Source organism: Thiothrix eikelboomii (genome assembly GCF_900167255.1).
GTDB lineage: Bacteria > Pseudomonadota > Gammaproteobacteria > Thiotrichales > Thiotrichaceae > Thiolinea > Thiolinea eikelboomii.
This window is the reverse complement of record NZ_FUYB01000004.1, coordinates 252,844-278,739: the sequence shown is the minus strand read 5'-3', so window position 1 is coordinate 278,739 and position 25,896 is coordinate 252,844. Positions and strand designations below refer to the sequence as shown.

The 25,896-nt window shown below is 47.5% G+C and carries 20 protein-coding genes; 7 read left to right on the top strand and 13 right to left on the bottom strand.

Annotation, left to right across the window (positions count from 1 at the left end):
• Positions 1-252 (top strand): IS1 family transposase (locus B5D50_RS07080; protein WP_234975827.1); only part of this gene is annotated, 252 nt, incomplete at its 5' end.
• Positions 253-373: 121 nt separating this feature from the next.
• Positions 374-649, top strand: coding sequence for an ankyrin repeat domain-containing protein (locus tag B5D50_RS07075; RefSeq protein ID WP_078921883.1), 276 nt, complete (start codon positions 374-376; stop codon positions 647-649).
• Positions 650-655: 6 nt separating this feature from the next.
• On the opposite strand, the gene B5D50_RS07070 is transcribed toward B5D50_RS07075, so the two are convergent.
• Both B5D50_RS07070 and B5D50_RS07065 read right to left on the bottom strand, forming a co-directional pair.
• Positions 656-1,858, bottom strand: a complete 1,203-nt coding sequence (locus tag B5D50_RS07070; protein ID WP_159448594.1) for an SUMF1/EgtB/PvdO family nonheme iron enzyme — start codon at positions 1,856-1,858, stop codon at positions 656-658.
• Entirely contained in the window at positions 1,858-2,469 is a 612-nt protein-coding gene (locus B5D50_RS07065; RefSeq protein ID WP_078921881.1) for an RNA polymerase sigma factor, read from the bottom strand. Before B5D50_RS07065 ends, B5D50_RS07070 begins: the two co-directional genes overlap by 1 nt.
• Positions 2,470-2,576: 107 nt before the next feature.
• Here B5D50_RS07065 and recG point away from each other — a divergent pair, with 107 nt between their 5' ends.
• Positions 2,577-4,679, top strand: a complete 2,103-nt coding sequence (gene recG, locus B5D50_RS07060) for an ATP-dependent DNA helicase RecG (RefSeq protein ID WP_078921880.1) — start codon at positions 2,577-2,579, stop codon at positions 4,677-4,679.
• Here recG and B5D50_RS07055 read toward each other — a convergent pair whose 3' ends face one another.
• Both B5D50_RS07055 and B5D50_RS07050 read right to left on the bottom strand, forming a co-directional pair.
• Complete coding sequence (locus B5D50_RS07055; RefSeq protein WP_078921879.1) at positions 4,680-7,745, bottom strand: hypothetical protein; 3,066 nt, start codon at positions 7,743-7,745, stop codon at positions 4,680-4,682.
• Positions 7,746-7,855: 110 nt separating this feature from the next.
• A complete protein-coding gene (locus tag B5D50_RS07050; protein WP_078921878.1) occupies positions 7,856-9,298 on the bottom strand; it encodes an OmpA family protein in 1,443 nt (480 codons plus the stop codon).
• A gap of 152 nt (positions 9,299-9,450) precedes the next feature.
• Here B5D50_RS07050 and B5D50_RS07045 point away from each other — a divergent pair, with 152 nt between their 5' ends.
• Positions 9,451-10,293 carry a sulfurtransferase gene (locus B5D50_RS07045; RefSeq protein WP_078921877.1) on the top strand — a complete coding sequence of 281 codons (843 nt, stop codon included), beginning with the start codon at positions 9,451-9,453 and terminating at the stop codon, positions 10,291-10,293.
• Here the strand turns inward: B5D50_RS07045 and tilS are convergent.
• From tilS to murA, 6 genes are all read right to left on the bottom strand, one after another.
• Entirely contained in the window at positions 10,290-11,564 is a 1,275-nt protein-coding gene (gene tilS / locus B5D50_RS07040; RefSeq protein ID WP_078921876.1) for a tRNA lysidine(34) synthetase TilS, read from the bottom strand. The genes B5D50_RS07045 and tilS overlap by 4 nt on opposite strands.
• On the bottom strand, positions 11,564-12,520 hold the full coding sequence (locus B5D50_RS07035; protein WP_078921875.1) for an acetyl-CoA carboxylase carboxyltransferase subunit alpha: 957 nt from the start codon (positions 12,518-12,520) through the stop codon (positions 11,564-11,566). The genes tilS and B5D50_RS07035 overlap by 1 nt, the downstream gene beginning before the upstream one ends.
• A gap of 125 nt (positions 12,521-12,645) precedes the next feature.
• A complete protein-coding gene (gene hisD, locus B5D50_RS07030) occupies positions 12,646-13,944 on the bottom strand; it encodes a histidinol dehydrogenase (RefSeq protein ID WP_078921874.1) in 1,299 nt (432 codons plus the stop codon).
• A gap of 9 nt (positions 13,945-13,953) precedes the next feature.
• Complete coding sequence (aroG, locus tag B5D50_RS07025; RefSeq protein ID WP_078921873.1) at positions 13,954-15,021, bottom strand: 3-deoxy-7-phosphoheptulonate synthase AroG; 1,068 nt, start codon at positions 15,019-15,021, stop codon at positions 13,954-13,956.
• Positions 15,018-15,665 (bottom strand): ATP phosphoribosyltransferase, encoded by a 648-nt coding sequence (gene hisG, locus B5D50_RS07020; protein ID WP_078921872.1) that lies wholly within the window; start codon positions 15,663-15,665, stop codon positions 15,018-15,020. The genes aroG and hisG overlap by 4 nt, the downstream gene beginning before the upstream one ends.
• A gap of 3 nt (positions 15,666-15,668) precedes the next feature.
• A complete protein-coding gene (gene murA, locus B5D50_RS07015; protein WP_078921871.1) occupies positions 15,669-16,928 on the bottom strand; it encodes a UDP-N-acetylglucosamine 1-carboxyvinyltransferase in 1,260 nt (419 codons plus the stop codon).
• A 562-nt stretch (positions 16,929-17,490) separates the two neighbouring features.
• On the opposite strand from murA, the gene B5D50_RS07010 reads away from it, so the two are divergent.
• Positions 17,491-18,606 (top strand): agmatine deiminase family protein, encoded by a 1,116-nt coding sequence (locus tag B5D50_RS07010; RefSeq protein ID WP_234975826.1) that lies wholly within the window; start codon positions 17,491-17,493, stop codon positions 18,604-18,606.
• A gap of 18 nt (positions 18,607-18,624) precedes the next feature.
• Positions 18,625-19,728: an agmatine deiminase family protein gene (locus tag B5D50_RS07005; protein ID WP_078921869.1), complete on the top strand. Its 1,104-nt coding sequence runs from the start codon at positions 18,625-18,627 to the stop codon at positions 19,726-19,728.
• A 55-nt stretch (positions 19,729-19,783) separates the two neighbouring features.
• On the opposite strand, the gene B5D50_RS07000 is transcribed toward B5D50_RS07005, so the two are convergent.
• Positions 19,784-21,037, bottom strand: a complete 1,254-nt coding sequence (locus B5D50_RS07000; RefSeq protein ID WP_078921868.1) for a sensor histidine kinase — start codon at positions 21,035-21,037, stop codon at positions 19,784-19,786.
• Positions 21,021-21,689, bottom strand: a complete 669-nt coding sequence (locus tag B5D50_RS06995; protein ID WP_078921867.1) for a response regulator — start codon at positions 21,687-21,689, stop codon at positions 21,021-21,023. The genes B5D50_RS07000 and B5D50_RS06995 overlap by 17 nt, the downstream gene beginning before the upstream one ends.
• A 203-nt stretch (positions 21,690-21,892) precedes the next feature.
• Here B5D50_RS06995 and B5D50_RS06990 point away from each other — a divergent pair, with 203 nt between their 5' ends.
• Positions 21,893-23,842, top strand: coding sequence for an SLC13 family permease (locus B5D50_RS06990; RefSeq protein ID WP_078921866.1), 1,950 nt, complete (start codon positions 21,893-21,895; stop codon positions 23,840-23,842).
• Between the two features lie 83 nt (positions 23,843-23,925).
• Here B5D50_RS06990 and htpG read toward each other — a convergent pair whose 3' ends face one another.
• Positions 23,926-25,815 carry a molecular chaperone HtpG gene (gene htpG / locus B5D50_RS06985; RefSeq protein ID WP_078921865.1) on the bottom strand — a complete coding sequence of 630 codons (1,890 nt, stop codon included), beginning with the start codon at positions 25,813-25,815 and terminating at the stop codon, positions 23,926-23,928.
• Positions 25,816-25,896 lie beyond the last annotated feature (81 nt).

Below are 25,896 nucleotides of genomic sequence, written 5' to 3'. Positions count from 1 at the left end.
TTATTAGAGCGATTCACCTTTCGCTTGTATTGCACCGATGATTGGGGGGCTTATGAACGGTTACTGCCAGAGGATCAACATCTCATCACTAAACGTTACACTCAGAGCATTGAGCGACAGAATTTGAACTTGAGAACTCATTTAAAGCGCTTAGCGCGGAAGACGATTTGTTTTTCTAGGTCGGTCGAGGTACATGATAAGGTCGTCGGTGAGTATATCGCTAGACACTCGTTCAACTGGTTGAATACATGACCCAAAAACGCTCAGCTTTTTACAGCGCCTAGGTATTCCTTTAGATTTAGGAAAGTATAATCCGCTTGAGAATTACATTAGCTATGGATCTGATGCCAAACAGCAGGCGGATGACTTAAAAATGTTAACTTGGTTATTAAAAAATGGCGTGAATCCAAATGCGACCAGCCAAGTCAGAGATGGAGTAACCCCTTTAACCGTAGCGATTGAGCGTAGTAATTTACCAGTCATCCATTTGCTACTGCGTGCAGGCGCTAATCCTAACTTAGATGTTCGTGGTCAAGCCTGCAAAACCAATATGCCTTTAGATTTAGCGATTGATAAAGGCGATGAAAAAATCATCGCTGCGCTACGTCAAGCTGGGGCAAAATCTCAAGCTCAATGCAGTGCGAGCTAGTGCTGATTAAGGTAAATCTTTCACCACTCGAAACCCCAACACATAACTGCGATCCAATAAAGATGCGGGGCTACGGGCTGCTGACCGAGTACTGGCGGGGACATTATCCCATCCACCGCCCCGCCGTGCTCGGAAGGCGGTTTGGCTACAAGTGTTCGTGGTGCTGGCGGTCAGTTGATAACTTTGCCAGCAATCCAGCGTCCACTCCCAAACATTGCCTGCCATATCATGCAAACCAAATGGATTCGCAGCAAACTGCCCAACGGGTGCGGTGTGCATCCATTGATCAACACCCTCTACCCCACTGACATTCGCAAAATGTCGATCTGGCTGATTGCCCCAGTAAAATGCTGTGATTTTGCCACCACGGGCAGCATATTCCCATTCAGCCTCAGTTGGTAAACGATAGCGCTGCCCTGTTTCCTTAGATAACCACTGCGTATAAGCTTGTGCATCTTGCCAGCTTACACACACGACCGGATGTATTGGCTGTTGGGAAAAGCTTGGGTTGCGCCAATGATGTTGAGCACTGATCACCCACACGGTCGACTTAGCCAGATCCTGAATCGCACAACCTTGATGTTGAAATTCTGCGGTCGTGACATACTGAGTGGCCTCAACAAAGCGCGTAAACTGTTGCACGGTAATTTCATGGCGCGAAATCGCAAAAGCCTGCACCGACACCGGATGAGCAGGGTATTCATTCTCACGACAGCCACCGAGTTGATCATCCCAACCCGCCGTACAGCCCATCGTAAAGCTACCTGCAGGTAGCTCCAGCATATCGGGTAAGTCGCTGGGAGACGTCGCAGAGGGATGCATCGGCAACAAAGTGGGCAGGGTTACAGCAGCAGGTTTAGGCAACACGGCCACTGAGGTTGCAGTCGACTGCGATAACCACCAACCTATACCTAAACCCAGACTCAACAAGCTCATACCGACCAATACGAGTAAACCTAAAGTCTTGGGCGATGACGCTCGCCAACGCTCGCGCCGAATTCGTTCAGCCTGTTGATAAAAGGCCGCCGCTTGCTCGGGTTGAATGACGGTGGCTTGAATACGTGCTTGCCGCCACAATAAAACTTGGCGCACCGCTTCAGCGTCTTCATCCGCAGGTTGACCCGCAACCGGCAAACGTCGCCCTGATACCACTGCATCCCAAGCCTCTTGATCGGTGTGATCGGTGGGGTCATGCTCATGTTCTGCCATCAGCATAGCTCCTGTTTTAACTGCCAAACTCGCTCCCGCAAGCCTGACAAACGTTTAGCAATCGCTCCGGTGGTGCGCCCGGTCTGTTCTGCAATCTGGGCATGACTCAAGCCTTGCACATAATCAGTATAAATCACCATATCCATCGCACCTGTAGGCTGGCGGGCAATTTCATCAAATACCCGCTCTAAACAATCGACTTGGTTATATAACTCCTGATCCGCCAAGGCGAGCGAGATCGTTGTAGCCTCAGCCATTGGCACTAAATTTCCATCCTGATCCGGTTCAAAGACTTTTTTCTTAGCTTGATAGTGGCGCAGGCGGTCAATATATTCATTGCGTACAATAGAAAATAGCCAAGCACTGCATTGACCTTGCAATTGCTGATGATGCTTGAGAATCTTAATGGCGGTTTCTTGTAGAATTTCCTGCTGATCCTCAACACTCAGCGGATAATGCCGATAGGTGCACGACTGAATATAGCGCGACAGCACTGATAACAATTGTGCGCCTTTATCACCGCGCTGCTCGACGAATTGGCCTAGCATTTCACGGCATTGCGGTGTATCTAGTGTTTGCTCTGGGTTTAAGCGGCTCAATCCTGCACTCATCGCTCATTATTGCCTTGACTGCTTGGATACTAGCGCATTTCTGCGAATTTAGGCGGTTTAGAACTGAGCGAGCACAACAACTATACATCTGTAGTAAACTGCTAACTATGACCGAATCAGCCACGCCTAAGCTTTTATATCAACCTGTCACTGCCTTAAAAGGTGTCAATGAAGCCACGGCCGAAAAGTTGTTGCGCTTAGGTATTTTACGGGTCGTCGATTTATTATTTCATTTGCCACTGCGTTATCAGGATCGAACCCGCATTTATCCGATTGGTAGTTTACGCACTGAGCAAGAAGTTACCGTAGAAGGGGAAATTGAACTCACTGAAGTGGTGATTCGTGCACGTAAAATGTTGCTTTGTCATATTTCCGATGGCACGGGTTGGCTGACCTTACGCTTTTTTCACTTTACCAATGGGCAAAAGCATAGCCTGAGTAAAGGTGCTGCCATTCGCTGCTTTGGTGAAGTACGCCAAGCGGGGGGTAAATTGGAAATGGTTCATCCAGAATATCGACTGGTGAATGCAGGTGAATTACCTCCTTTAGAGAATACCCTGACCCCCACTTACCCCAGTACTGAAGGCATGCAACAGCGTAGCCTCAATCGCTTGATTAAACTCGCCTTAGAACAAGTCGATCAACTCGAAGAACTTTTACCCCAACCACTGATTCGGGAATATCAGTTCCCCCCCTTGGCTGATTGCCTACGGCTTTTACATCAACCCCCTAGCGAACTAGCCAGCCGCCCATTATTAGATGGTCGCCATCCAGTACAACAGCGCTTAATTTTTGAGGAATTACTAGCCCATCAACTGGGAGTACAACAAGCACGCCATCAAATCAATCAAGTCCAAGCACCACGCATGCAAGCACCGAATCAGTTCTTTCAGCAATTACTGAAGCGCCTCCCCTTTGCCCCAACATCAGCTCAAACTCGGGTGATTAATGAAATTAGTCACGACTTAGGCTTAGGTAGCCCCATGAATCGGTTAGTACAAGGCGATGTCGGCTCGGGGAAAACCTTGGTCGCCGTCGCCGCTGCCTTGCAGGCAATAGCCAATGGCTATCAAGTCGCACTGATGGCACCGACTGAATTATTAGCTGAGCAGCATTACCGCAATTTCTGTACTTGGCTCGAACCTCTTGGTTTAGATGTCGTGTATATTTCAGGTAATCAGACCGTTAAACAACGCCGTCGCCAAGTTGAAAATCTATTGCTCGGGATAGGGCATATTGCGATTGGTACACATGCCCTCTTCCAACGAACCGTCGAATTCTTACAACTAGGTTTAATCATTATTGATGAGCAGCACCGCTTTGGCGTGCATCAACGCTTGGAGTTGCGTGAAAAAGGTAAGCAAGGCGATTATTATCCGCATCAATTAGTGATGACGGCTACACCGATTCCGCGCACTTTAGCCATGACCGCGTATGGTGATTTGGATTATTCGATTATTGATGAATTACCACCCGGTCGTACTCCGATCAAAACCGTACAATTGAATAATGACCAGCGGGAGCGCTTAATTCGCCGTACCGAAAAAGCCTGTCAACGCGGTTGCCAAGTGTATTGGGTCTGTACCCTGATTGATGAATCGGAAGTTTTACAGTGCCAAGCAGCCGAGGACACCGCGACACTGTTACGCGAGCAGCTACCCGATGTCACAATTGGCCTGATTCATGGACGCCTGCATCCCAGTGAAAAAGAACGGATTATGGCGGCTTTCAAAGCGAATGAATTGCAGCTTTTAGTGGCGACCACCGTGATCGAAGTCGGCGTCGATGTACCTAATGCCTCAATTATGATTATTGAAAATGCTGAGCGTTTAGGTCTTTCACAATTGCATCAATTACGTGGGCGCGTCGGACGGGGTAGTGCAGAAAGTAGTTGTGTGCTGCTGTATCAAGCACCTTTAGGCAAGACCGCTCAAAAGCGCTTGGAAGCCTTGTGTCAAACAACTGACGGCTTTGAAATTGCCAATATTGATCTTGAATTACGTGGGCCAGGAGAGGTGTTGGGGACAAAACAAACCGGTGATTTACGCTTAAGGCTCGCCAGTTTATTGCGGGATCAGCATTGGTTGCCTAGGGTACAAGAAGTCGCTAAACAGATCGTGGCCAATGAACCAGAAAAGGCGCTAGCCCTCACCCAGCGCTGGTTGCAACGGCCGGGTGGGGATAGTGCTATTCGCTTTTTTCAGAGCTAATTAGAGGAGATCTCTCAAGCGCTCAAAGCGATAATTATCGTCATCATCACGGCAAACAACAATATTATAAAGATGGAATAACACGCCCTCGCCTTCCGCTAAAGCGCTCACATCACCACTGACCACGACCCGTCCGGGTTTAGTTACACCACAATGAATCGAACCGAGTTTGCCATATAAACCCGGTTTGAGGACTAGGCTTTCTTCACCTTCAATCAGGCCGCAGTCATACCCACTATCCGCATCCCATAATTGGCTAACCAACTTAGAACCACGCCGATCTTGGCTAGTGGCAATCAAATGCTGTACCCCCCGGCGAACTTGATCATCACTCCACGCTAGATCCGGCTCGAGCATTTCAATAGGGGCTGAGGTAGTTAGGGGCAAGGTTTCATTTACCTTATTGCTCTCTATACCGTTAGCGTTAGTATCCTCAGCACCCTCAGAGCGGCTCGTATTGGGCTTAGAGAATTGCTTGAAGGTATACACCTCCCCTACACGCTCTATTAAGATCCCATACAATTTAGAGACAGCAGTTTGCCCCTCAGCTACAGCACCCTCAATCCCGCCTAAACTCACGACACCCGTCGCAGGCACCGCGCAAGACACTAAGCCTAAATCGCCGTATTGCCCCTCACGTAAAATCAGCTCATAACCAGCCGCATAATCCACCGCGCTCGGCTCTTGATCCCAAACTAAACAAATCAAATCCTCGGCTGGCGCAGACAGATCCTTAGTCACCCCTGCCGATAAGTCACTGGACTTCGCCCAGCCCGGCAACCACTTCGCCAGCGTAGCAAACACATAATTGCCATCAGGTTGCTGCGTAACAGCCATATCAAACAACTTCGAACGCATGGCGCTTCCTGCATGCAGGTCGCCCTCTAAACCGCCTAAAGCGACACAATTTGCACTAGGAACTGAGCAAGTAACCAAGCCCAAACGTCCTGATTCACCCGGACGCAACATCAAGCTGTGTTCTAAGGCACTTAACTCGGCAAGGCTAAGCTCACCATCCCAAGCTAATTTAATCGCTTCAATCGCATCGGACTCATCCACAATCATCGGTTGTGTACCGGAGGCTAGATTGGCTTGCACCGCAGCTACCGTACCCGCACTAGCGGCTGCCAAGGTTAAGCCCGTTAAGGCATCGCCGTTGGTAGCTTGCTGTAAACTGCTGACTTCAGTCGCTGTCAGTCCCGTTGGATTGAGCACTGCCTCTGCTAAATTTTTATCTGACTCAATCAAGTCAGACTCATCCACTGGCTTGGGTTGATTCGCTAAAGTATCTGCCGCTGTAGAGAGCATCACATCAGCTACAGTGAGATGGGGAGAGGTCTCACTGACTGCACTGACCTGAGTCGTAGCCGCTGTTGAACTCGGACTAGTTGAACTCGTATCAGTCACAGCACTGGCAGTTTTCAAGCTACCGAGGAAATCGGGGTTTAACCCCTGCCCCGTTGTGCCGATTTCAACATTCAGCAAATCATTAGCCCGCTCTAATTCAACAGCGACTGTTTTAGCGCGTTCAATCAAATCAGACTCATCCACCGCTTTAGGTGTATCAGCGACTACACTACCTGCTTTAGCCACGACACTGCCTAAACCCGCACTTAGCGCCGCTGTTTTCAAAGCATCCAACCACTGAGGATTAAGGCCTGCACCTAAAGAACCAATTTCAGTACTGGTTAACGCCGTGGTTTGCGTCAATGCCTGATCTGCAGCCCCTGCTAAAATCGTATTACCTTGTGCTACAGCAGCCGCTTTTAAACTAGCCAACCACTCTTGATTCACTAAGCCTGATTGCAAATAACCTAATTCAAAGGTTTGTAATTCAAGACCGTTCTTGCTATCAGCCGCTGCTAAACTCGCTTTGCCGCTTGGATCGGTCGCAAAAGCAGCCAATTGCACATCACCATCTGGCTTAGTTAAGCGGATAGCCACTGCACCCTCTGGATGATCTAGCGCTTCTACCTGTGCACCTTCTAGAGTATATAAACCCTCCGGTGTATTCAGCTCAACTAAACCAGCACTGAGCTTGGCATGCTCTAAGTCAATGCCTGCAGTCGGCACATGGAGGGGAGCATCAGGGAGATCAACCCGTAAAGCCGTCAGATCGGCTTTACCTTCGGGTGTCTGGAGATTTGCAGCCGCCAAACCTACATCGACCGGCGGTAAGTTAAGATCGGGAAGATCGGGTGAATCCACAGTTACCTGCGGCACATTGACAGCAACCACATCCACACTGGCTGTTTGGTTATGCCATTCAGCGGCTGATAAATCCGCATTGGAGGTAGGCAGATTCATCTGCAAGGTTTTTAGGTCAAGCTCACTGTCGGGTGGTTTGATTAACTCCGTCACAGTCAGATCGACCTCACCATCGGGGGCATTTAATTTCACCGCAGCGACTGCCAAAGCCGCTGAGCCTAAGCCGACCACACCTGTTTTAATATCTTTGACTTCAACATTTGCTAGATCGGCCTCAGATAGCTCAGTCTCAGTTTTAAGCTCAACACTGTTGGTTAGATCGACTTTAGGTAAATCAACTTTAGGTAGTTCAGTCTCAGTTTTAAGCTCAACACTGTTGGTTAGATCGACTTTAGGTAAATCAACTTTAGACAGTTCAGTCTCAGCTTTAACCTCGACCTTGGGTAAATTAGCTTCAGCTTTAGGCAGCTCAAGCGCTGCAGTACTCTCTGCAACAACCTTAACCGACTTATCCGTAGGGACTGAAGGAGTTCGACCCTCTACTAGGGGTGCGGATGCTGTGACCACAGGTACAGGCTTATTCAGCTCAACTGGCTTAGTCGGTGCTTGTACTGGAGCTGGAGCTGGCTTAGGGGCTGACTCACGATTAGTCGCTAAACTGGCGGCAGCAGCTGTACCGGTAGCGATTGCTGCCGTGGTGACTGGAACCCGTAGCTGCGAGGTTTCCTTATCCAATCGAGTGTGTGGCTCACTGGGCTTGCGCTTACAAACGCGCCCTTTGAACCAACGAGCGAGGCCATAACCCAATAAAAAAGCTGCGAGTAGCCATAATAATGACTGAATTAAGAACATAGTCATCCTTACTCTCCTTTACCTGAACGCGAGAACCAACCCATCACTAGGCCAAAAATGAAGGTAAGCAGCAACCAAGTAAACAATTTAGAAAACAGATACATCATGGGAAGGCCTCACTTTTGAATAATATCAAAGGAAATACGACGGTTTTGCGCTCGCCCTTGTTCAGTGTCATTGCTTGCTAACGGCTGAGTTTCACCATAGCCAATACCTTGTAATAAGCCAAGATCCAAGCCTTGTTGGTTGAGATAAGCTTTTACCGCATCCGCACGTTCTTGGCTCAAGTTTTGATTATAGGCGTCTTCGCCAATATTGTCGGTATGTCCACCCACACGAATTAATTTATCTGCTAAGACGACCTTACATTGATTCACAATTTTAGCTATGTCATTCAGTAGACTGAGGCTGGCTTGTTTGATCCTAGCTTGATTAGTTTCAAATAAAACCTCTTTACCCGTCATCACAGTATTGATTTGATCTTGGCAAGACTGTTGCTCTGTAGTTAAAGCAACCGCAGCGGGAGTGGTTGGACTAGTTGGACTAGCCGCCGTTACAGTCGAGGCAGATACCGGCGCAGGTGCAGCAGGCTCAGCCGTAGGCGTGGGAGTGACTGTCAGTGCAGCGAGTTTCACGGTGAGTTGATTGTCGAGCTGATTAACCCCAAGCACTTGTTGGACTTTAGCTAACACATCGGCTTTAGCTTGCTCTGAGCCAACGCTGCCGATTAAAGTGAAGGTATTATCCGCAAACTTCAGACCTGCTTGCTCAATCCCCATCAATACTTCTTTTAAGCCACTTAAGGATGCTAACCAAGCTGCCGGAGCAACAGACTCCACAGTTAATTGGTTAATGACATTACCCGCCCCATAGATTTGCTCAGCGCTCGCTACCGCTTGATTCACTTCAGCTTGAGAACTTAAAGCCCCTTGCAGCACCCATTGCCCCGCTTGTGGTAGTAGAGCAAAGCGAGGAGCGGCAGTCGCTGTAGATGCTGGTGCTGCAGTGGTTGTAGACGCAGCTGCTGTAGATGCTGGTGCTGCAGTGGTTGTGGACGCAGCTGCTGTAGATGCTGGTGCTGCAGTGGTTGTAGACGCAGCTGCTGTAGATGATGGTGCTGCAGTGGTTGTAGACGCAGCTGCTGTAGACTCTGTTGTAGGTGCAGTTGTAGTGGCTGTGGCTTCTGCAGGGGGAGCGAGTGCCGGTGCCGTTGTCACCGTGGTCGCTGCAGCGACTGGGGCTATGACTTCAATCGCATTATCCACGACCCGCACACCATAAGTAGCCTCTACTAATTTTACGGCTTGCTCGCGCTCAGCATCACTCGCTAATTGACCCGTTAACTGTGCATCGCGCCCGCGCTGCCCCAGATTGACTTGGACTGCATCTAAAGAAGCCGCCTTTAAACCGTCCGTGGCTCTGGCTGTTAGGTCAGTTTCTACTGAATTTTGGCGTGAGGCAACCATTAACCAAAACAGCAGAGCTAAACCCAACACAGTGAGTAGCCACCACCCTACGGCTGGCAATGCTCCACAACAACACGAACGTTTTTCACTCATCGCTATTCCTTGATAGATTACACAAAAGAACTGATTAAAATTATAGTGCAGTTAAATAAACACTATAAAAAGTTTAATAACAGAGCAGCCGTTTAGCGCTATGATAACAAGTCTCTTGAAGAAACCTTGATTAGCCCAGACTTAGCAACCCTATGTATAACACCCTAATTAATACTCAAACCTTAGTCGCAAGACTAGGGCAAAAAGATCAGATTATTTTTGATTGCCGATTTAATTTAGCTGATCCCGAAGCCGGAAAACGGGCTTATCAAGCAGGTCATATTCCCGGTGCATTTTATTTGCATCTCGATCATGATCTCTCCTCGCCGATGACACCAACCACTGGGCGACATCCCCTACCTGATCCACAACAGCTAGCGACTAAACTAGCAGCTTATGGACTGAATGAACATACACAAGTATTTGTTTATGATGATATTAGTGGTGCTTTTGCGGCACGCACTTGGTGGCTGTTGCGTTGGCTTGGACATCAGGCAATAGCGGTCTTAGATGGTGGTCTACCGGCTTGGCTAGAACAAGGTGGTCGTTTAGAGCAACACCCACCCAGTCAGCCTGAGTTCAGTGGTAATTTTAAACTCAAACTACATCCTGATTATGTCCTAACCACTGCGCAATTAAGCCAAGCCCATCACTATCAATTAATAGATGCGCGCAGTGCAGAACGCTTTCGGGGTGAACTAGAACCGATTGACCCGATTGCCGGACATATTCCGGGGGCTAAAAATAGGCCGTTAACCGATAATTTAAGCCAAGGCCGCTTCAAAACTGCCGAGCAACTTCAGCAGGAATGGTCAGTCCAATTAGCGGGTTTGCCCCCTGAGCAGATTGTTCACCTGTGTGGCTCAGGTGTTAGTGCTTGTCATAATGTGTTAGCGATGGAGATAGCGGGTTTAAGTGGTTCAGGCTTATATGTGGGTTCGTGGAGTGAATGGATTCGTGATCCAAAGCGCCCAATTGCACGCGGGGCGGACTAAACCTCTTTAGGATAAACACCAAACACCACCTGTAATTCATCCCCTAAATAGATCAGCGGGATACGTTCTCGCTCCCACGGGGGGATACCGGCTGCTTGGAATAAAGTTTTTAATGCTAAATGCGAACCCTGTGTACCCTGCACTCGCTCCCCCCCTTGGCGAAAACGCACAGTCACGGGTTGTTGTGAGTTTGCGGCCATCAGCTTAAAACGAGGGGGTAAACTTTGGCTGCTTAAGCAGCGTTTGAGTGTCGTTAAAACTAAATCTTGCTCTAAATCCGCCCAAACGATGCTTTGTTGATTATCATGGGGGCTGAGTGGCTCTAAAGCATACAGATCATCCCGATAACGCCGCAGCTCACAACCGAACCAAGCCACACAAGGGTTCGCATCAAGAGCGGCGGCGAGTACATCTGTTAAAATATGCTGTAATTTTTTTGCGGAGGGTGCTGCAAACCCTAATTGCTGTAACCAGTGTCTGATTAAAGCTTTCTGCATAGCGACTGTTTGGGTCATTAAGGCAGCCACTGAGAGGGTAGTTGGTTGACCTCCCTTAACTTGTGCTAATTGCTCGGCTAATAAGTCATCTAAGACTTGCTGCTGCTCAGCTTGCCAAGTGGCTGCTCGACTTAAGGTTTGCGCGACGGCTGGCCAACGGTTGCGCAAGCGCGGCATAATCTCGTGGCGTAAATAATTACGATCAAACTGCGTCTGCTCATTGCTAGGATCCTGCACCGCTTGCAACTGATATTGCTGAGCATAAGCCTCTAATTGCGCTCGACTACAGGTTAATAACGGTCGTCCGAGCTTGCCTAAGCCTAAAGCACGGACGGCAGGCATCGCCGCTAAACCCATGCCCCCGCTCCCACGTAAAGCATTTAATAAAAAAGTTTCCGCTTGATCATCCTGATGATGGGCGGTTAATAACAAATCATCCCTGCCCAAACAGGCACTCAAGGCTTGATAACGGGCTTGCCTTGCTACCGCCTCAACACTTTCACCAGTGGCTGGTTTTAGATTTAAGTAAATAAGCTTTAAGGGTAACTGTAAAGCCGCACAAACTCGCTCAGCATGCTGCACCCAAGCATCTGCACTGGCTTGCAAACCGTGATGAATATGAAGCGCTTGAAAATGGAAGGACTTGGGAGCTTGCGCTTGTACTGCCGCACAAGCATGCAACAGCACATGGGAATCTAGACCCGCGCTATAAGCTAAATAATAAGTGTTAGCAGGCTCTGCGTTCAGAAAGGCAAGAATACGATCCTGAACCATTAAGCCTCTTCGTATTGACCGAAGCTTAATAGGCGCTGATAACGCTTTTCGAGTAGCTTATCGGTGTTCATGGATTTTAATTCACGTAGATTAACTTCTAAGGCTTCACCCACGGCTTGAGCCGCCACTGACATATTCCGATGTGCACCGCCTAAAGGCTCGGGAATGATTTGGTCAATTAAGCCTAAAGACTTCAAACGATCCGCCGTAATCCCCATTGCATCGGCGGCATCAGCGGCTTTCTCGGCACTTTTCCAGAGAATCGAGGCACAACCCTCCGGTGAAATCACCGAATAAGTGGCATATTGCAACATCATCACGCGATCCCCTACACCGATAGCCAGTGCTCCACCTGAGCCACCTTCCCCGACTACCGTGCAAATAATTGGCGTGCGTAAATGGGACATTTCATACAAATTACGGGCAATCGCCTCACTCTGACCCCGTTCTTCTGCACCAATCCCCGGATAAGCGCCCGGTGTATCAATGAAGGTAATAATCGGTAATTGAAACTTTTCTGCCATGTGCATCAAACGTAAGGCTTTACGATAACCTTCAGGGCGAGGCATACCAAAATTACGTTTAATATTTTCTGTGGTATCGCGGCCTTTTTGATGACCGATCACCATCACCGATTGACCTCGAAAACGGGCTATCCCCCCGACAATTGCATTGTCATCGGCAAAGGCACGATCACCGTGTAATTCAGTAAAATCCGTGAATAAATATTTAACTAAATCGAGGGTATAAGGCCGTTTCGGATGGCGGGCTAATTGGGAAATTTGCCGAGGTGTCAGTTTAGCGAAAATAGAGCGGGTCAGGGTTTGCGCTTTTTCTTCTAACTTGGCGATTTCTTCGCTGAGATTGATCTGCGTATCGTCTACAAAACGTAGCTCTTCGATTTTTGCCTGTAATTCAGCGATCGGCTGCTCAAAGTCGAGAAAATCCGGGTTCATTGTATATAAAAGTCCTGACCAATTAATAACTTGTAATAACGTCTAATCACTTGCTAATACGGAGTACTACACCCTAGGTCTATATTTTAACCGCAACGATGGCCTAGGTGCACAGTTTTATCGCTTTAGTTTTGAATACGATACTCTGCTGAGTTCGCATGTGCGATTAAACCCTCACCGCGTGCGAGTACCGAAGCTAGCTTACCTAAATCGCTGGCCGCGTGAGCGGAGCAATTGATTAAAGACGAACGCTTCTGAAAATCATAGACACCCAAAGGGCTAGAGAACCGTGCAGTCCGTGAAGTAGGTAATACGTGATTAGGCCCCGCACAATAATCACCTAAAGCTTCCGCCGTATAGCGCCCCATAAAGATAGCCCCTGCATGGCGGATCGCGGGCAGCACAGCCTGTGGATCAGCGACGGATAATTCTAAGTGCTCAGGCGCAATATAATTGGCTAACTGGATAGCCTCGTCCATGTCCTGCACTTGAATCAAAGCCCCGCGTGCGCTGAGCGAATGAGTAATAATCGCTTGGCGCGGCATCGTTGGCAGCAGTTTTTCAATACTCGCCTGTACTGCTTGAATAAAGCTGGCGTCAGGTGAAACTAAAATAGCTTGAGCATCCTCATCATGTTCGGCTTGTGAGAACAAATCCATCGCAATCCAATCAGGATCAGTTTGCCCGTCACAGACGACTAGAATTTCTGAAGGCCCGGCAATCATATCAATACCGACTGCACCAAATACCATTCGTTTAGCCGTGGCTACATAAATATTCCCAGGTCCGACGATTTTATCAACTTGAGGAATGCTGGCCGTGCCATAGGCTAAAGCTGCGACGGCTTGTGCTCCACCAATCGCAAACACCCGATCTACACCTGCAATCGCAGCCGCAGCCAGCACCAATTCATTGACCTCACCAGCTGGCGTTGGCACGACCATGATTAATTCAGGCACGCCAGCGACTTTCGCTGGAATCGCATTCATTAACACCGAAGAAGGATAAGCCGCTTTTCCACCCGGTACATATAAACCGACTCGATCTAAAGCCGTTACTTGCTGCCCAAGGAGAGTGCCATCCGCTTCGGTATAAGACCATGATTCAAGCTTTTGATGCTCGGCATAACGGCGAATGCGCTCAGCTGCCTGTTGTAAAGCCGTGCGTTGCACGTTGGGTAAATTAGCTAAAGCCACCTGTAGCCGTTCTGGCGCAATTTCTAGCTCTTGCATAGAACTGACTTGCAGGCGATCAAAGCGCTGGGTGTATTCAACGACAGCCGCATCACCTCGACGGCGTACATGGTTAATAATTTCATTGACTGTGGCAAACACAGCTTCATCGGATACACTGTCCCAAGCCAACAAAGCATCCAGTTGTTGCCAGAAGTTTTGATCTTGGGTGGATAATTGCTGAATCTTCATCAGGATAGCCTATGGTTTCCGAGTACGGCGCACCCGTACTGCTTCCGCTAAAGTATTTAAGACACGCTCAGTGGTTTCCCAATTGATACAAGCATCCGTGATGCTTTGCCCATACACGAGTTCTTCACGGGTCTTACCATCTGCTTTTTGATTGCCTTCCACTAAATGGCTTTCAATCATCACCCCACAAATCGCACGCTGACCCTCCGCTAATTGGCTCGCCACATCCTCAGCCACTTCGACTTGGCGACGATAATCTTTACAGCTATTGGCATGGCTAAAATCAACCATCAAATAAGGAGGTAAACCCTCTTTGTGCAACTCTGCGACAGCTTTTGCCACATTGCTGGCATCATAATTCGGCTCTTTGCCGCCTCGCAAAATCACATGGCAATCCTCATTACCACGAGTGGCAAAAATTGCCGTACTCCCTTCTTTGGTCACTGACAAGAAATGATGTGGACGTAAAGCAGCTGCAATCGCATTAATCGCAATATTCACATTGCCATAAGTCCCATTCTTAAAACCAATCGGGCAAGAAATCCCCGAGGCTAATTCACGATGACCTTGGCTTTCAGTTGTGCGTGCACCAATCGCGCCCCAACTAATTAAATCAGCGACATATTGTGGGCTAATCAAATCAAGAAACTCAGTCCCCGCTGGTAGCCCCATATTCGCTAAATCTAAGAGTAATTTACGAGCAGTCCGTAAGCCCTTATTAATCTGGAAGCTATTATCTAAATTGGGATCATTGATCAAACCTTTCCAACCGATACTGGTGCGCGGCTTTTCAAAATAAACACGCATCACAATATGCAAATCTTTTTGCAAAGACTTCCGTAATTCAGTAAGGCGTGTCGCGTATTCCAGCGCAGCCTCCACATCATGAATCGAACAGGGACCAACCACCACTAATAAGCGGTCATCACGGCCATGAATGATTTCATGAGCTTGTTGGCGGCCTTTATAGACCGTTTCACTGGCTACTTGATTTAAGGCAAATTCTGCATGTAGCTCTTTCGGGGGAATTAATTCATCCACACCAATAATCCGTAAGTCATCCGTTTGATATTTCATACTTGCTGATTCCTCTGCGCCACTACTGACTGTATCTGGGTCAATAGGTCTTGAATTGAGTCATGCTTGAGTTTCATCGCCGCCTTGTTCACTACTAAGCGCGAGCTAATGTCCGCCATGTGCTCTAAGGGGGCGAGGCCATTCGCACGTAAGGTATTACCGGTATCAACTAAATCAACAATGCAATCCGCCAAGCCGACTAAAGGCGCTAACTCCATCGAGCCGTAAAGTTTAATAATGTCCACTTGCCGACCTTGGCTAGCAAAATAACGGCGGGCGCAATTCACAAACTTAGTCGCCACTTTTAAATTCGTATCCGGCAAAGGTCGATTAGAAAAGCCTGCGACCATCAATTTACAGTTAGCGATTTTTAGGTCGATCATTTCATACAGACCCTCACCGCCATGCTCCATCAGCACATCTTTACCCGCCACCCCCAGATCAGCTGCCCCGTATTGCACATAAGTGGGGACATCCGTTGCCCGGATAATCACGATTTTTACATCATCACGGCTGGTATCCAGCACCAATTTGCGGCTCGTTTCTGGATCATCTAAGGGTTCAATCCCTGCAGCTCGTAACAAAGGCACGGTATCTTTAAAGATCCGCCCCTTCGACAAGGCAATTGTCAGCGTTTTACTCATTGCTTATCCATTCACTCGCTGAATATTTGCACCTAAGCCCGCCAATTTTTGCTCAATGCGTTCATAACCACGATCCGTGTGATAAATCCGATCGACCGTCGTTTTTCCTTGCGCCGCTAAAGCCGCCAGAATCAAGGAGGCCGACGCCCGTAAATCGGTCGCCATCACTGGTGCACCTTTTAAATAAGGCATGCCCGCTACAATTGCGGTATTCCCTTCCAAGCGAATATTCGCCCCCAACCGCATCAATTCCGCCACATGCATCATGCGGTTTTCAAAGATCGTTTCAACAATCACACCAATCCCTTGAGAACACGCATTCATAGCCATGAACTGTGCCTGCATATCCGTCGGGAAAGCAGGATAAGGATCAGTGCGAATATCCACAGCCTTTAAAACACGCCCGCGCATATCCACTTCAATCCAGTCAGCACCCGTTTGCACTAACGCACCAGCCTCGCGGAACTTATGCAAAACTGCATCTAAAGTATCTGGGGCGGCTTGAATAGCACGGACACGCCCGCCAGTGATAGCCGCAGCCGCTAAGAAAGTACCCGTTTCGATTCGATCCGGTAAAACAGTGTAATCAATACCTTGCAGGCTAGTCACGCCTTCAATGATCAACTTATCCGTGCCAATACCTCGGATTTTTGCACCCATCAGGTTTAAACAATTGGCTAAATCGGTGACTTCAGGCTCACGGGCGGCATTTTCAATAATGGTTTCACCTTCAGCCAAGACTGCTGCCATCAGCAGATTCTCCGTGCCTGTCACACTCACCATTTCCATGACGATATGCGCACCTTTTAAGCGCTTCGCCCGCGCACGAATATAACCCTCTTCGACCACGACAGTTGCTCCCATCGCCTCCAACCCTGCAATATGCAGATTCACGGGGCGCGTGCCAATCGCACAACCACCGGGTAGAGACACTTCGGCTTCACCGAAACGAGCCACCATCGGGCCTAAAACTAAAATCGAGGCGCGCATGGTTCTGACTAATTCATACGGTGCGCTAAAACGATTGATGCTGCTGGTATCGGTATGAATATTATTCTCGGCATCAAAACTGACTTTAACGCCCATCCCTTCGATGACGGCAGCTAAGGTTTGCACATCCTTAAGACGCGGCACATTACGAATGGTCATGGGTGTTTCAGCCAGCAAAGTCGCGGCTTGTAAGGGTAAAACTGCGTTTTTTGCACCTGAAATGGTGACTTCGCCGTCAAGGGCACAGCCCCCTTCGATGATAAATTTTTGCATGCTTAGGCTAGTCCGTCTGCTGTTCCAATGGCTGAGTATCAGCGAAAGGATGGCATAATAACGAAAAAACGCGGTGCATTCACATGGAATCCGTGCTTAAGCCGCTAAAAAGCAAAAAACTCAGCAAAACCCAAGTAAAATTCACACAAAACTCCAGCAAAAAAACTTAGACACCGCTATTTGCAAGCCTCCTTCACTCACAAACTCACCCGCTAAAACTCGGCTGACTCACACCACAACAGCGCTGCTTAAAAATACCACTTATCTCAAATCTTGAGCCACTTACAGCAAGAAAACTACCAATTATCTTGTTGTTTTTAGCAGCTTAGCGACTTGCACTCTACTCTAGGGTTTGGATTAGGATGCAGTATGAATAAAACAATGGGGACATAAAAATGCATCTTGATCCTAAATTGCTGAAACCTACAAATCTTCGCTAAGATTCACCGAGGCAACTACTCCATCAGATAGCTCAAAATCTCGATGAATGCTGTCAGCTAAATATCAGCTTTCGACTGTAGTCTAGCTTTATCGACTAACTGATCTGATGAGAGCTAAGACCGTGAAACTACCTCACTGGCTGACCTGCCCACTGGCGACTGCTATCTTTTGCACACTGAGTATGAATACTATGCCTAGCGTCCATGCTGCTACCACCATGCCCGATGAAACGGCTCTACATGACAGCACTTGGTTGCAATGGCCTCACCCATATACCTATGGCCTCAGCTACCGCAACCGACTCGATGCGACTTGGGTTGCCATGACCAAAGCTTTGGTACAAAGTGAAAAAGTTCGCATTGTGGCTTACAACAATACCGAGAAAAAACGCATCCAAAATCTGTTGGCTCTAGCAGGTATTCCTTTGGGTAGCATAAGTTTCTTGATCACTAAAACCAATGATGTCTGGGTACGTGACAATGGGCCGATTTTTGTACTGGATGAAGCAGGCCGCTTACAAATCACTGATTGGGGATTTAATGGTTGGGGGGGTGATACACCTTATACCCTAGATAATACTGTACCGATAGCCGCCGCCCAACAGTTGGGCTTAACAAGCACTGACCTGAACAAGATTGTCTTAGAAGGTGGTGCATTTGAAGTGGATGGCCAAGGAACTTTCCTTGCAACCCGCAGTGCTATCCTTGAAGCTAAGCGAAATCCGAATCTAAGCCAAGCCGCCTTAGAGCAATCGTTGGCAACCCATTTGGGGATACGTAAATTTATTTGGTTGGACGGTGCACCTGGTGGCAAAGAAGACATTACCGATACTCATATTGATGGTTTTGCCCGCTTCGGCACACCCGAAACCTTGGTGACGATGAGCACTTCTGACCTGCAATATTGGGGGATTTCTACAGCTGACATCAATAAACTAGCCACTACTAGCAATGCTGACGGCGTGCCTTATCAGAAGGTGATCTTGCCACTAACGGCTAAAAATGTCGTGACCACTTATGGCAAAAATCTAGGTTACAAAGGTTCATACGTGAATTACTATGTCGGCAACAGCGTCGTACTCGTGCCTGAATACAAAGATAGCAATGATAGTGTTGCTAAAAATACCCTCCAAGCTCTCTATCCCACTCGTAGCATTGTGGGGATAGATGTCCGCAACCTTTATGCCAACGGCGGAATGGTGCATTGTGTCACCCAACAACAACCATTCGCTAACTAATCACTAGGAGATAATTTAATGATCAACCGCCGCCATTTCCTCAGCTCCAGCTTGCTATTAGGTGCTGGTAGCTTACTCAGCATACCACGCCTTGGCTTGGCTGCTACTCCCAACAGTGGTTGGAGGATGCCTGATGAGGGTGATCCGCATCTGCGTACATGGATGGCCTTTGGTGCTTCTAAGTCTATCTGGGGCAAGCACTTACTACCGGAAGTACGCCGCAACCTTGCCACTATCGCCACGACTATTGCTCGCTATGAACCTGTTTCCATGCTAGTCCGCGAGAAAGATGCAGCGATTGCCACTAGGCTGCTGGGATCTTCAGCGGTAAAACTCGTGATTACCCCCCTCGACGACTTATGGATGCGGGATACCGGGCCGGTGTTTGTTAGTAATACTAAAGGTGAAAAAGCTGGCATTAACTTCAACTTTAATGGTTGGGGAGAAAAACAAGCCTTTGCGCGTGATGCTAAGGTAGCAGCGCGGGTGACTGAAGAGGCTAATGTGGCCATGCTGGAAACTCATTTAGTGCTAGAAGGCGGTAGCATCGAAGTCGATGGGCAGGGTACCGCCATCATCACTGAAAGCTGTGTATTAAATGCTAATCGTAACCCCGGTGTCAGCAAAGCAGCCTGTGAAGCTGAATTAAAACGCTTGCTAGGTCTAGAAAAAATCATTTGGCTACCAGGTATCAAAGGCAAAGACATCACCGATGGGCATACCGACTTTTATGCGCGCTTTGCGAAGCCCGGTGTAGTCGTGGCAGGCTTTGACCCTGACCCAAAATCCTTTGATCATGCCGTCACCAAGCGTCACCTAGACATCCTCAAAACTGCTACCGATGCACAAGGCAGACGCTTAGAACTTGCTGTGATGCAAACACCCAAGAAAGTGCGGGAGAAATATGCTAATGATGATTTTGCAGCGGGTTATCTGAATTTCTATGTATGTAATGGTGCAGTGATTGCGCCGGAATTTGGTGATGCCCAAGCAGACCAAGCAGCGCATGACACCTTACAAGCACTCTTTCCCAGTCGGGAGATTGTGCAAATCAACATTGATGGTATAGCAGCGGGAGGTGGCGGAATTCACTGCACCACCCAACAAGAACCTGCTGTTTAAATAACAAACTCTATTCTAGCCCCAGACGCCAGCCAGCTATTTACCAAGTAGCTGGCTAAGCTTGAAAATTTACCGTCACTCGTGCACCACCCTCTGGCTTATTTTCTAAACGCAATGCCCCACCATGTAGCCTAACAATCATATTCACAATCGCCAATCCTAAACCCGAACCACCTTGTGAAGGCGACATCACAAAATCACTTTGCTTACGCGCCAACAGAGCCACTGGAAAACCCGCCCCTTGATCCTCGACCCTCACTTGCCCATCAGCAACCTGAACCTTAATGATGGGCTTGCCTGCTCGTGAACCATGCTTACGCGCATTCTCCAGCAGATTGCGTACCACCACACTGGCTAAGCGCGGATCAAGATGGACGACACTCGTGCTTGCCTCTAGTTGCACTGAATCATCCTCAGGTAATAGGGTTTCAACCAACAAATCAAGGCGCACGGCTTGACGCTCCAGCGTTGCGCCTGCATCCAGTCTTGCAAACAGTAACAAATCTTCCAAGGTGTGGCTGGCAGTATGCAACAGCTCATGCATGCGTGTCAGAGCCCGTTGGGGCGCTTCATCACCTCGTTGTGCCGATTCACAAATGCTACGCAAAGCCGCCACCGGAGTACGTAATTCATGCGCAGTCGCCGAGAGAAAACGCTCCCGCTGCCGTAATGAAGCCCAAGCAGGGCGCAAACTCCAATAGGTCAAACCCAAACCAACCAACAGTCCCATCAGCCCTAAGAGTGAGGCTGCTAGCACAATACGCCGCACAAAGGCTTGATATGCAGCCTGCCCGGGTTGGGGATCAGCGACTACAACCACCATTGCTTTAGGCGCAGTTTCAGTCATCTGATCAGAATAGGTTGGCATCGCGTATAAACGATAAGCAAGACCCTGTGCATCGACACCGTTGCGGTAGACCTTATGCCTTTCCCTCATCACTGCCAAATTCAGAAAACTAAAATCACTTAAAACAAAACGCGGTGTGACGGGTGCTAGATGATTAATCGCGGGAGTTGCAGGCTCGACCACCCAAATATCATAGGGCGCGGGGTAGAGGTCCGGTTCAAGCTTTAGTAACTCATCATGAAAACGACCTTGCGCATCAAACCAAGTGAGGCCATATACCGTGGTCGCATACAGTGCTAATTGCGTATCTAAATCGGCATCGCGCCGTTCTGCCCGCAAGTCAATCGCCACTTTAGCCAGTACCGCCATCCCCAACAGCCAAGCCAGACTCCAAGCCAGCAACAAAGGCAGCCCTAACCGCAACCACGACCTCCACTGGCCTTGCTTAATCAAGAGCAGCATCCAACTTATAACCTAAACCGCGCACCGTCTTAATCAAGCTAGGTTCACCGAGTTTGCGGCGTAGCGAAGCAATGATAGTTTCCTCGACATTAGAACCGGGGCTATCTAGCGTATCCCAACCGTACTCAAGGATGTCATTTTTAGAGACCGCACGCCCACTACGCACAGCTAATAGCTCTAGCACCGCATATTCCTTTGGACGTAGGGGAATCATTACCCCGGCTCGGCGCACTTCATGCCGTCCACTATCCAGCTCTAAATCGGCAATCCGTAAAATGGTTGCGCGTGGAGGTGCACCTCGCCGTGCTAATACATTAACTCGCGCCAGCAGTTCATCCATTGCAAAGGGCTTGACTAGATAATCATCTGCCCCCGACTCCAAACCTTCTACTCGATCTTGGATACGATCCAGTGCCGTCAGTAGCAAGACTGGGCTGCGCTGGCCTGCTGCCCGCCATTCACGCAACAAAGCAAGGGAATCACCATCCGGTAACATTCGGTCAAAAATGATCACCGCATATTGCGCATTCTGTAGATAAGTAGCTGCCTCACGCAGGCTGGCCACTTCATCGACACTATTACCGACAGCTCGCAAGCGACGAGCGACCGCTGCACGCAGCTCAGCATGATCCTCAGCAATTAGAATGCGCATGACAATATCCTAGAGCCACTGGCTCAGCCTAGCCATCAATAGACATAAACAGCGGCCAACTTAAGCTTAAGCTAAGTTTAACCACCCACCCCAATAGTAATAGATAAAATCTTAACTATTATCCCTATTAGCCAAGGGGGAAATCCCCTCTTTTAACATAAAATGGATAGTGGTTTAGGGTTCGAAATAGTGAGGGGAGCATTATGACTAAAAAACTAGTGGCTGCGGTAATTTTTGCAGTAATCGCTATTTATTTTTCTAGTATCGCACCAACAGCCAGTGTGGCATGGGTAGTACTCATCTTGGCGCTGACTGTTTATTTATTTGCTTTAGAAGTTGTCACGGTTGATGTAGCAGCAATAACTATTATGGTACTCATTGGTATCGTGAGTGTTGCTGCAGCCTATTTAGGCTTGGATCAAGCTTTAGTCCCCCCCAAACAACTATTTTCAGGGTTCTCCAGTAATGCTGTCATTTCTATTATTGCCGTCATGATTATAGGTGCGGGCTTGGATAAAACTGGCATTATGGGAAAGGTCGCTGAATTTATTTTAAAAATTGGAGGTAGTACAGAAAAAAGCATTATTCCACTAACCTCTGGCTCAGTAGCCTTTATTTCTTCTTTCATGCAAAACGTCGGAGCTGCTGCTTTATTTTTACCTGTCGTCAGTCGTATTTCTAATCGCGCAGAAATTCCAATGTCTCGCTTATTAATGCCTATGGGATTTAGTGCAATTCTAGGTGGCACGATGACTATGATTGGATCTAGTCCATTAATTTTATTAAATGATCTTATCTTGACTTCTAATACTTATTTACCCGAAGGCAATAAAATGCATACTTGGGATTTATTTGATGTTACTCCGATTGGCTTAAGCTTAGTGATAGTTGGCATTACTTATTTTATTATAGCAGGCAACTATGTTCTACCTAAGGTTGCGCCGAGTGATAAAAATAAAGAAACTACCTTAGACTATTTAAGACGGACTTATCAGCTCGATATGCGAGTTTCAGAAGTCGAAGTAACGGCTAAAAGCCCCTTACTTAATCGCAAGCTACTAGAGGTAGAAACGCAATACAATGTGCGTGTGATTGCTATTAAAGAAGGCCATCGAATCAAGGCAGGGGTTGACGATTTAGATCGGAACTTAGAGTTTAAAATAGGGCAAGTACTAGGCATTATTAGCTTACCTGATCGTGAAGATGATTTTGTTGAGCTTGCCCAGCTACTAGAACACGAAGGCACACCTAGTTTTGGTGATTTATTATCTGATAAGAAATCAGGTATTGCAGAAATAGTGATTCCTAATAACTCATCACTCATCAATAAGTCAGCTATTGATATTTGGATGCGCAAGCGTTATGGCTTATCTCTATTAGGTATTTTGCGTAATGGCAAAACGCTCTATGCCAAGGATCAAGATCTACCTGAAATACGTGCCATTCCGTTCCAAGCAGGTGATATGTTATTAGTGTATACCACTTGGGAGTCTTTAGAGCGGCTTGAAAAAGATAATAATTTTATTACCATTACTACTGAATACCCGCGTAAAGAAGAAAATCGCCCTCATAAAGTTTACTGGGCACTCGGCTTTTTCTTACTTGCCCTCAGCTTGGCTTTATTTACGCCAACGCCTTTAGCTTTGGCTTTAATGACTGGCGCAATTGGAATGATTTGGTCTGGAGTTTTAAATATTGAAGAAGCTTATCAAGCGGTTTCATGGAAAACTGTTTTCTTATTAGCCAGTTTGATTCCTCTAGGGGTAGCGGTTGAGTCGAGTGGGACTGCAAGGTGGATAGCAGATGGTGTATTGAGTTTCGCGGGTGGACAACCGATTTGGGTGATTCAATTTATCGTCGCTTTATTAGCTATGAGTTTTACTCTCGTGATGTCTAATGTGGGTGCCACGGTGCTATTAGTTCCTCTAGCTGTTAATATTGCCATCGGTGTAGACGCAAATCCAGCCGTCATGGCCTTGATTGTAGCTTTAGGGACTTCAAACTCCTTTATTTTACCGACTCATCAAGTAAATGCTTTAATTATGGGGCCTGGTGGCTATCGAGTAACTGATTTCATGAAGGCTGGCAGCATTATGAGTCTTTTGTTTATTACCGTTTTAATTCTAGCAGTTAATGTATTAGGCTACCATTAAATTAACGACCTACGAGCCTACTCTATTCAATAAAAAGGCTAACCTTTAGTTAGCCTTTATTTTACTAAGTGTCGGTAATAAAATTACCCCATTGCCAACATCAATTTATTCAAGCGATGCACAAAACCCGCTGGATCTTCTAATTGACCACCTTCCGCCAGAATCGCTTGATCGAGCAGCACACTCGCCCATTCAGCAAAGCGCTCATCATCGGTTTCAGCTTCCATCCGCGCCAATAAAGGATGGTTAGGGTTCACTTCCAGCACAGGCTTAGTACTAGGCATTTCATGCCCCGCTTGCTTGAGTAAATGCTGCATATACAACGCCATATCATGCTCATTTAAAACGATACAAGACGGTGAGCTGGTCAAACGATGCGAAACCCTGACATCTTCAACTTTGTCTTTGAGCGTGTCTTTAATCTGATTAATCAGATTTTTAGACTGCTCTTCAACTTTTTTCTGCTCTTCTTTATCTGCTTCAGAGTCCAATTTGCTTAAGTCTAAAGCCCCTTTCGCGACCGATTGCAGTTGCTTACCTGCAAACTCATGCAGGCTATTGGTCAACCACTCATCCACACGATCTGACAGCAATAAAACTTCAATCCCTTTCTTGCGGAAGATTTCTAAATGCGGGCTGTTTTTCGCAGCGGTATGCGAATCAGCGGTAATATAATAAATCTTCTCCTGCCCTTCTTTCATCCGGCTGATATAATCTTCCAGCGAAACGGTTTGGTCAGCGCTATCTGTTTGCGTCGAAGCAAAGCGCAGCAATTTAGCGATTTGCTCACGATTACTGAAATCTTCGCCAGGTCCTTCTTTTAAAACACGCCCAAACTCTTTCCAGAATTTTTGATATTGTTCTGGCTCATCTTTCGCCATCGTTTCCAATAAGCCCAGCACCTTTTTCACTGAACCACTTTTCATCGAATCAATGATTTTATTGCTTTGCAGAATTTCACGCGATACGTTCAGCGGCAAATCACTAGAATCAATCACCCCGCGTACAAAGCGCAAATAACGTGGCATTAAATGCTCAGCATCATCCATAATGAAGACACGCTGCACATAAAGTTTAATCCCGTGCTGCTGTTTTTGTTCGTAGAGATCAAACGGTGCACGTGAGGGCAAATACAAGAGTGAAGTATATTCTAAATTACCCTCAACCCGATTATGTGACCAAGCTAAAGCATCTTCCCAGTCATGAGAGATATGTTTATAAAACTCTTGGTATTCTTCATCTTTGATTTCGTTTTTAGAGCGCCGCCATAAAGCATTCGCTTTATTGATCACTTCCCATTCAGTACTAGTTTGACCTTCTTCCTCCGCTGTTTTCAGCATTTTCACCGGCAGTGGAATATGATCGGAGTATTTGCGGATGATCGAACGTAAGCGCCAATCATTAGCTAAGCCCTGTTCTTCTTCTTTGAGGTGCAGAATGATTTCAGTGCCACGGGTTTCTTTAGTGACGGTTTCTAAGCTATAACCCGATTGCGCATCTGACTCCCAACGCACGCCTTGATCTTTCGGCACACCGGCCCGGCGCGTGGTTAAAGTCACTTTGTCCGCCACGATAAAGGCTGAATAAAAACCTACCCCGAATTGACCGATTAAATGCGCATCTTTTTTCTGATCACCGGTGAGCTTCTGTAAGAAATCTTTCGTGCCAGAGCGGGCAATCGTACCGATATTACTGACAACTTCATCACGGTTCATACCGATACCATTATCGCGAATCGTGATGGTATGCGCGGTACTATCGAACTCGACCTCCACACGCAGATCGCTATCATTTTCATACAAACTGTCATTGCCAATCGCTTCAAACCGCAGCTTGTCGCAGGCATCTGCCGCATTCGAGATTAACTCGCGTAGGAAAATTTCCTTATTGGAATACAGCGAGTGAATCATCAAGTGCAGCAGTTGGTTCACTTCCGTTTGAAATTGTAAATTCTCTTTTGCAGGTGCACTCATGGATGCTCGTCCCTCTAATTGGTTAGTTTCAACAAGAATGCGCAATAGATGGGGTAAAAGTATGGGATTTCAAGAGTAAAA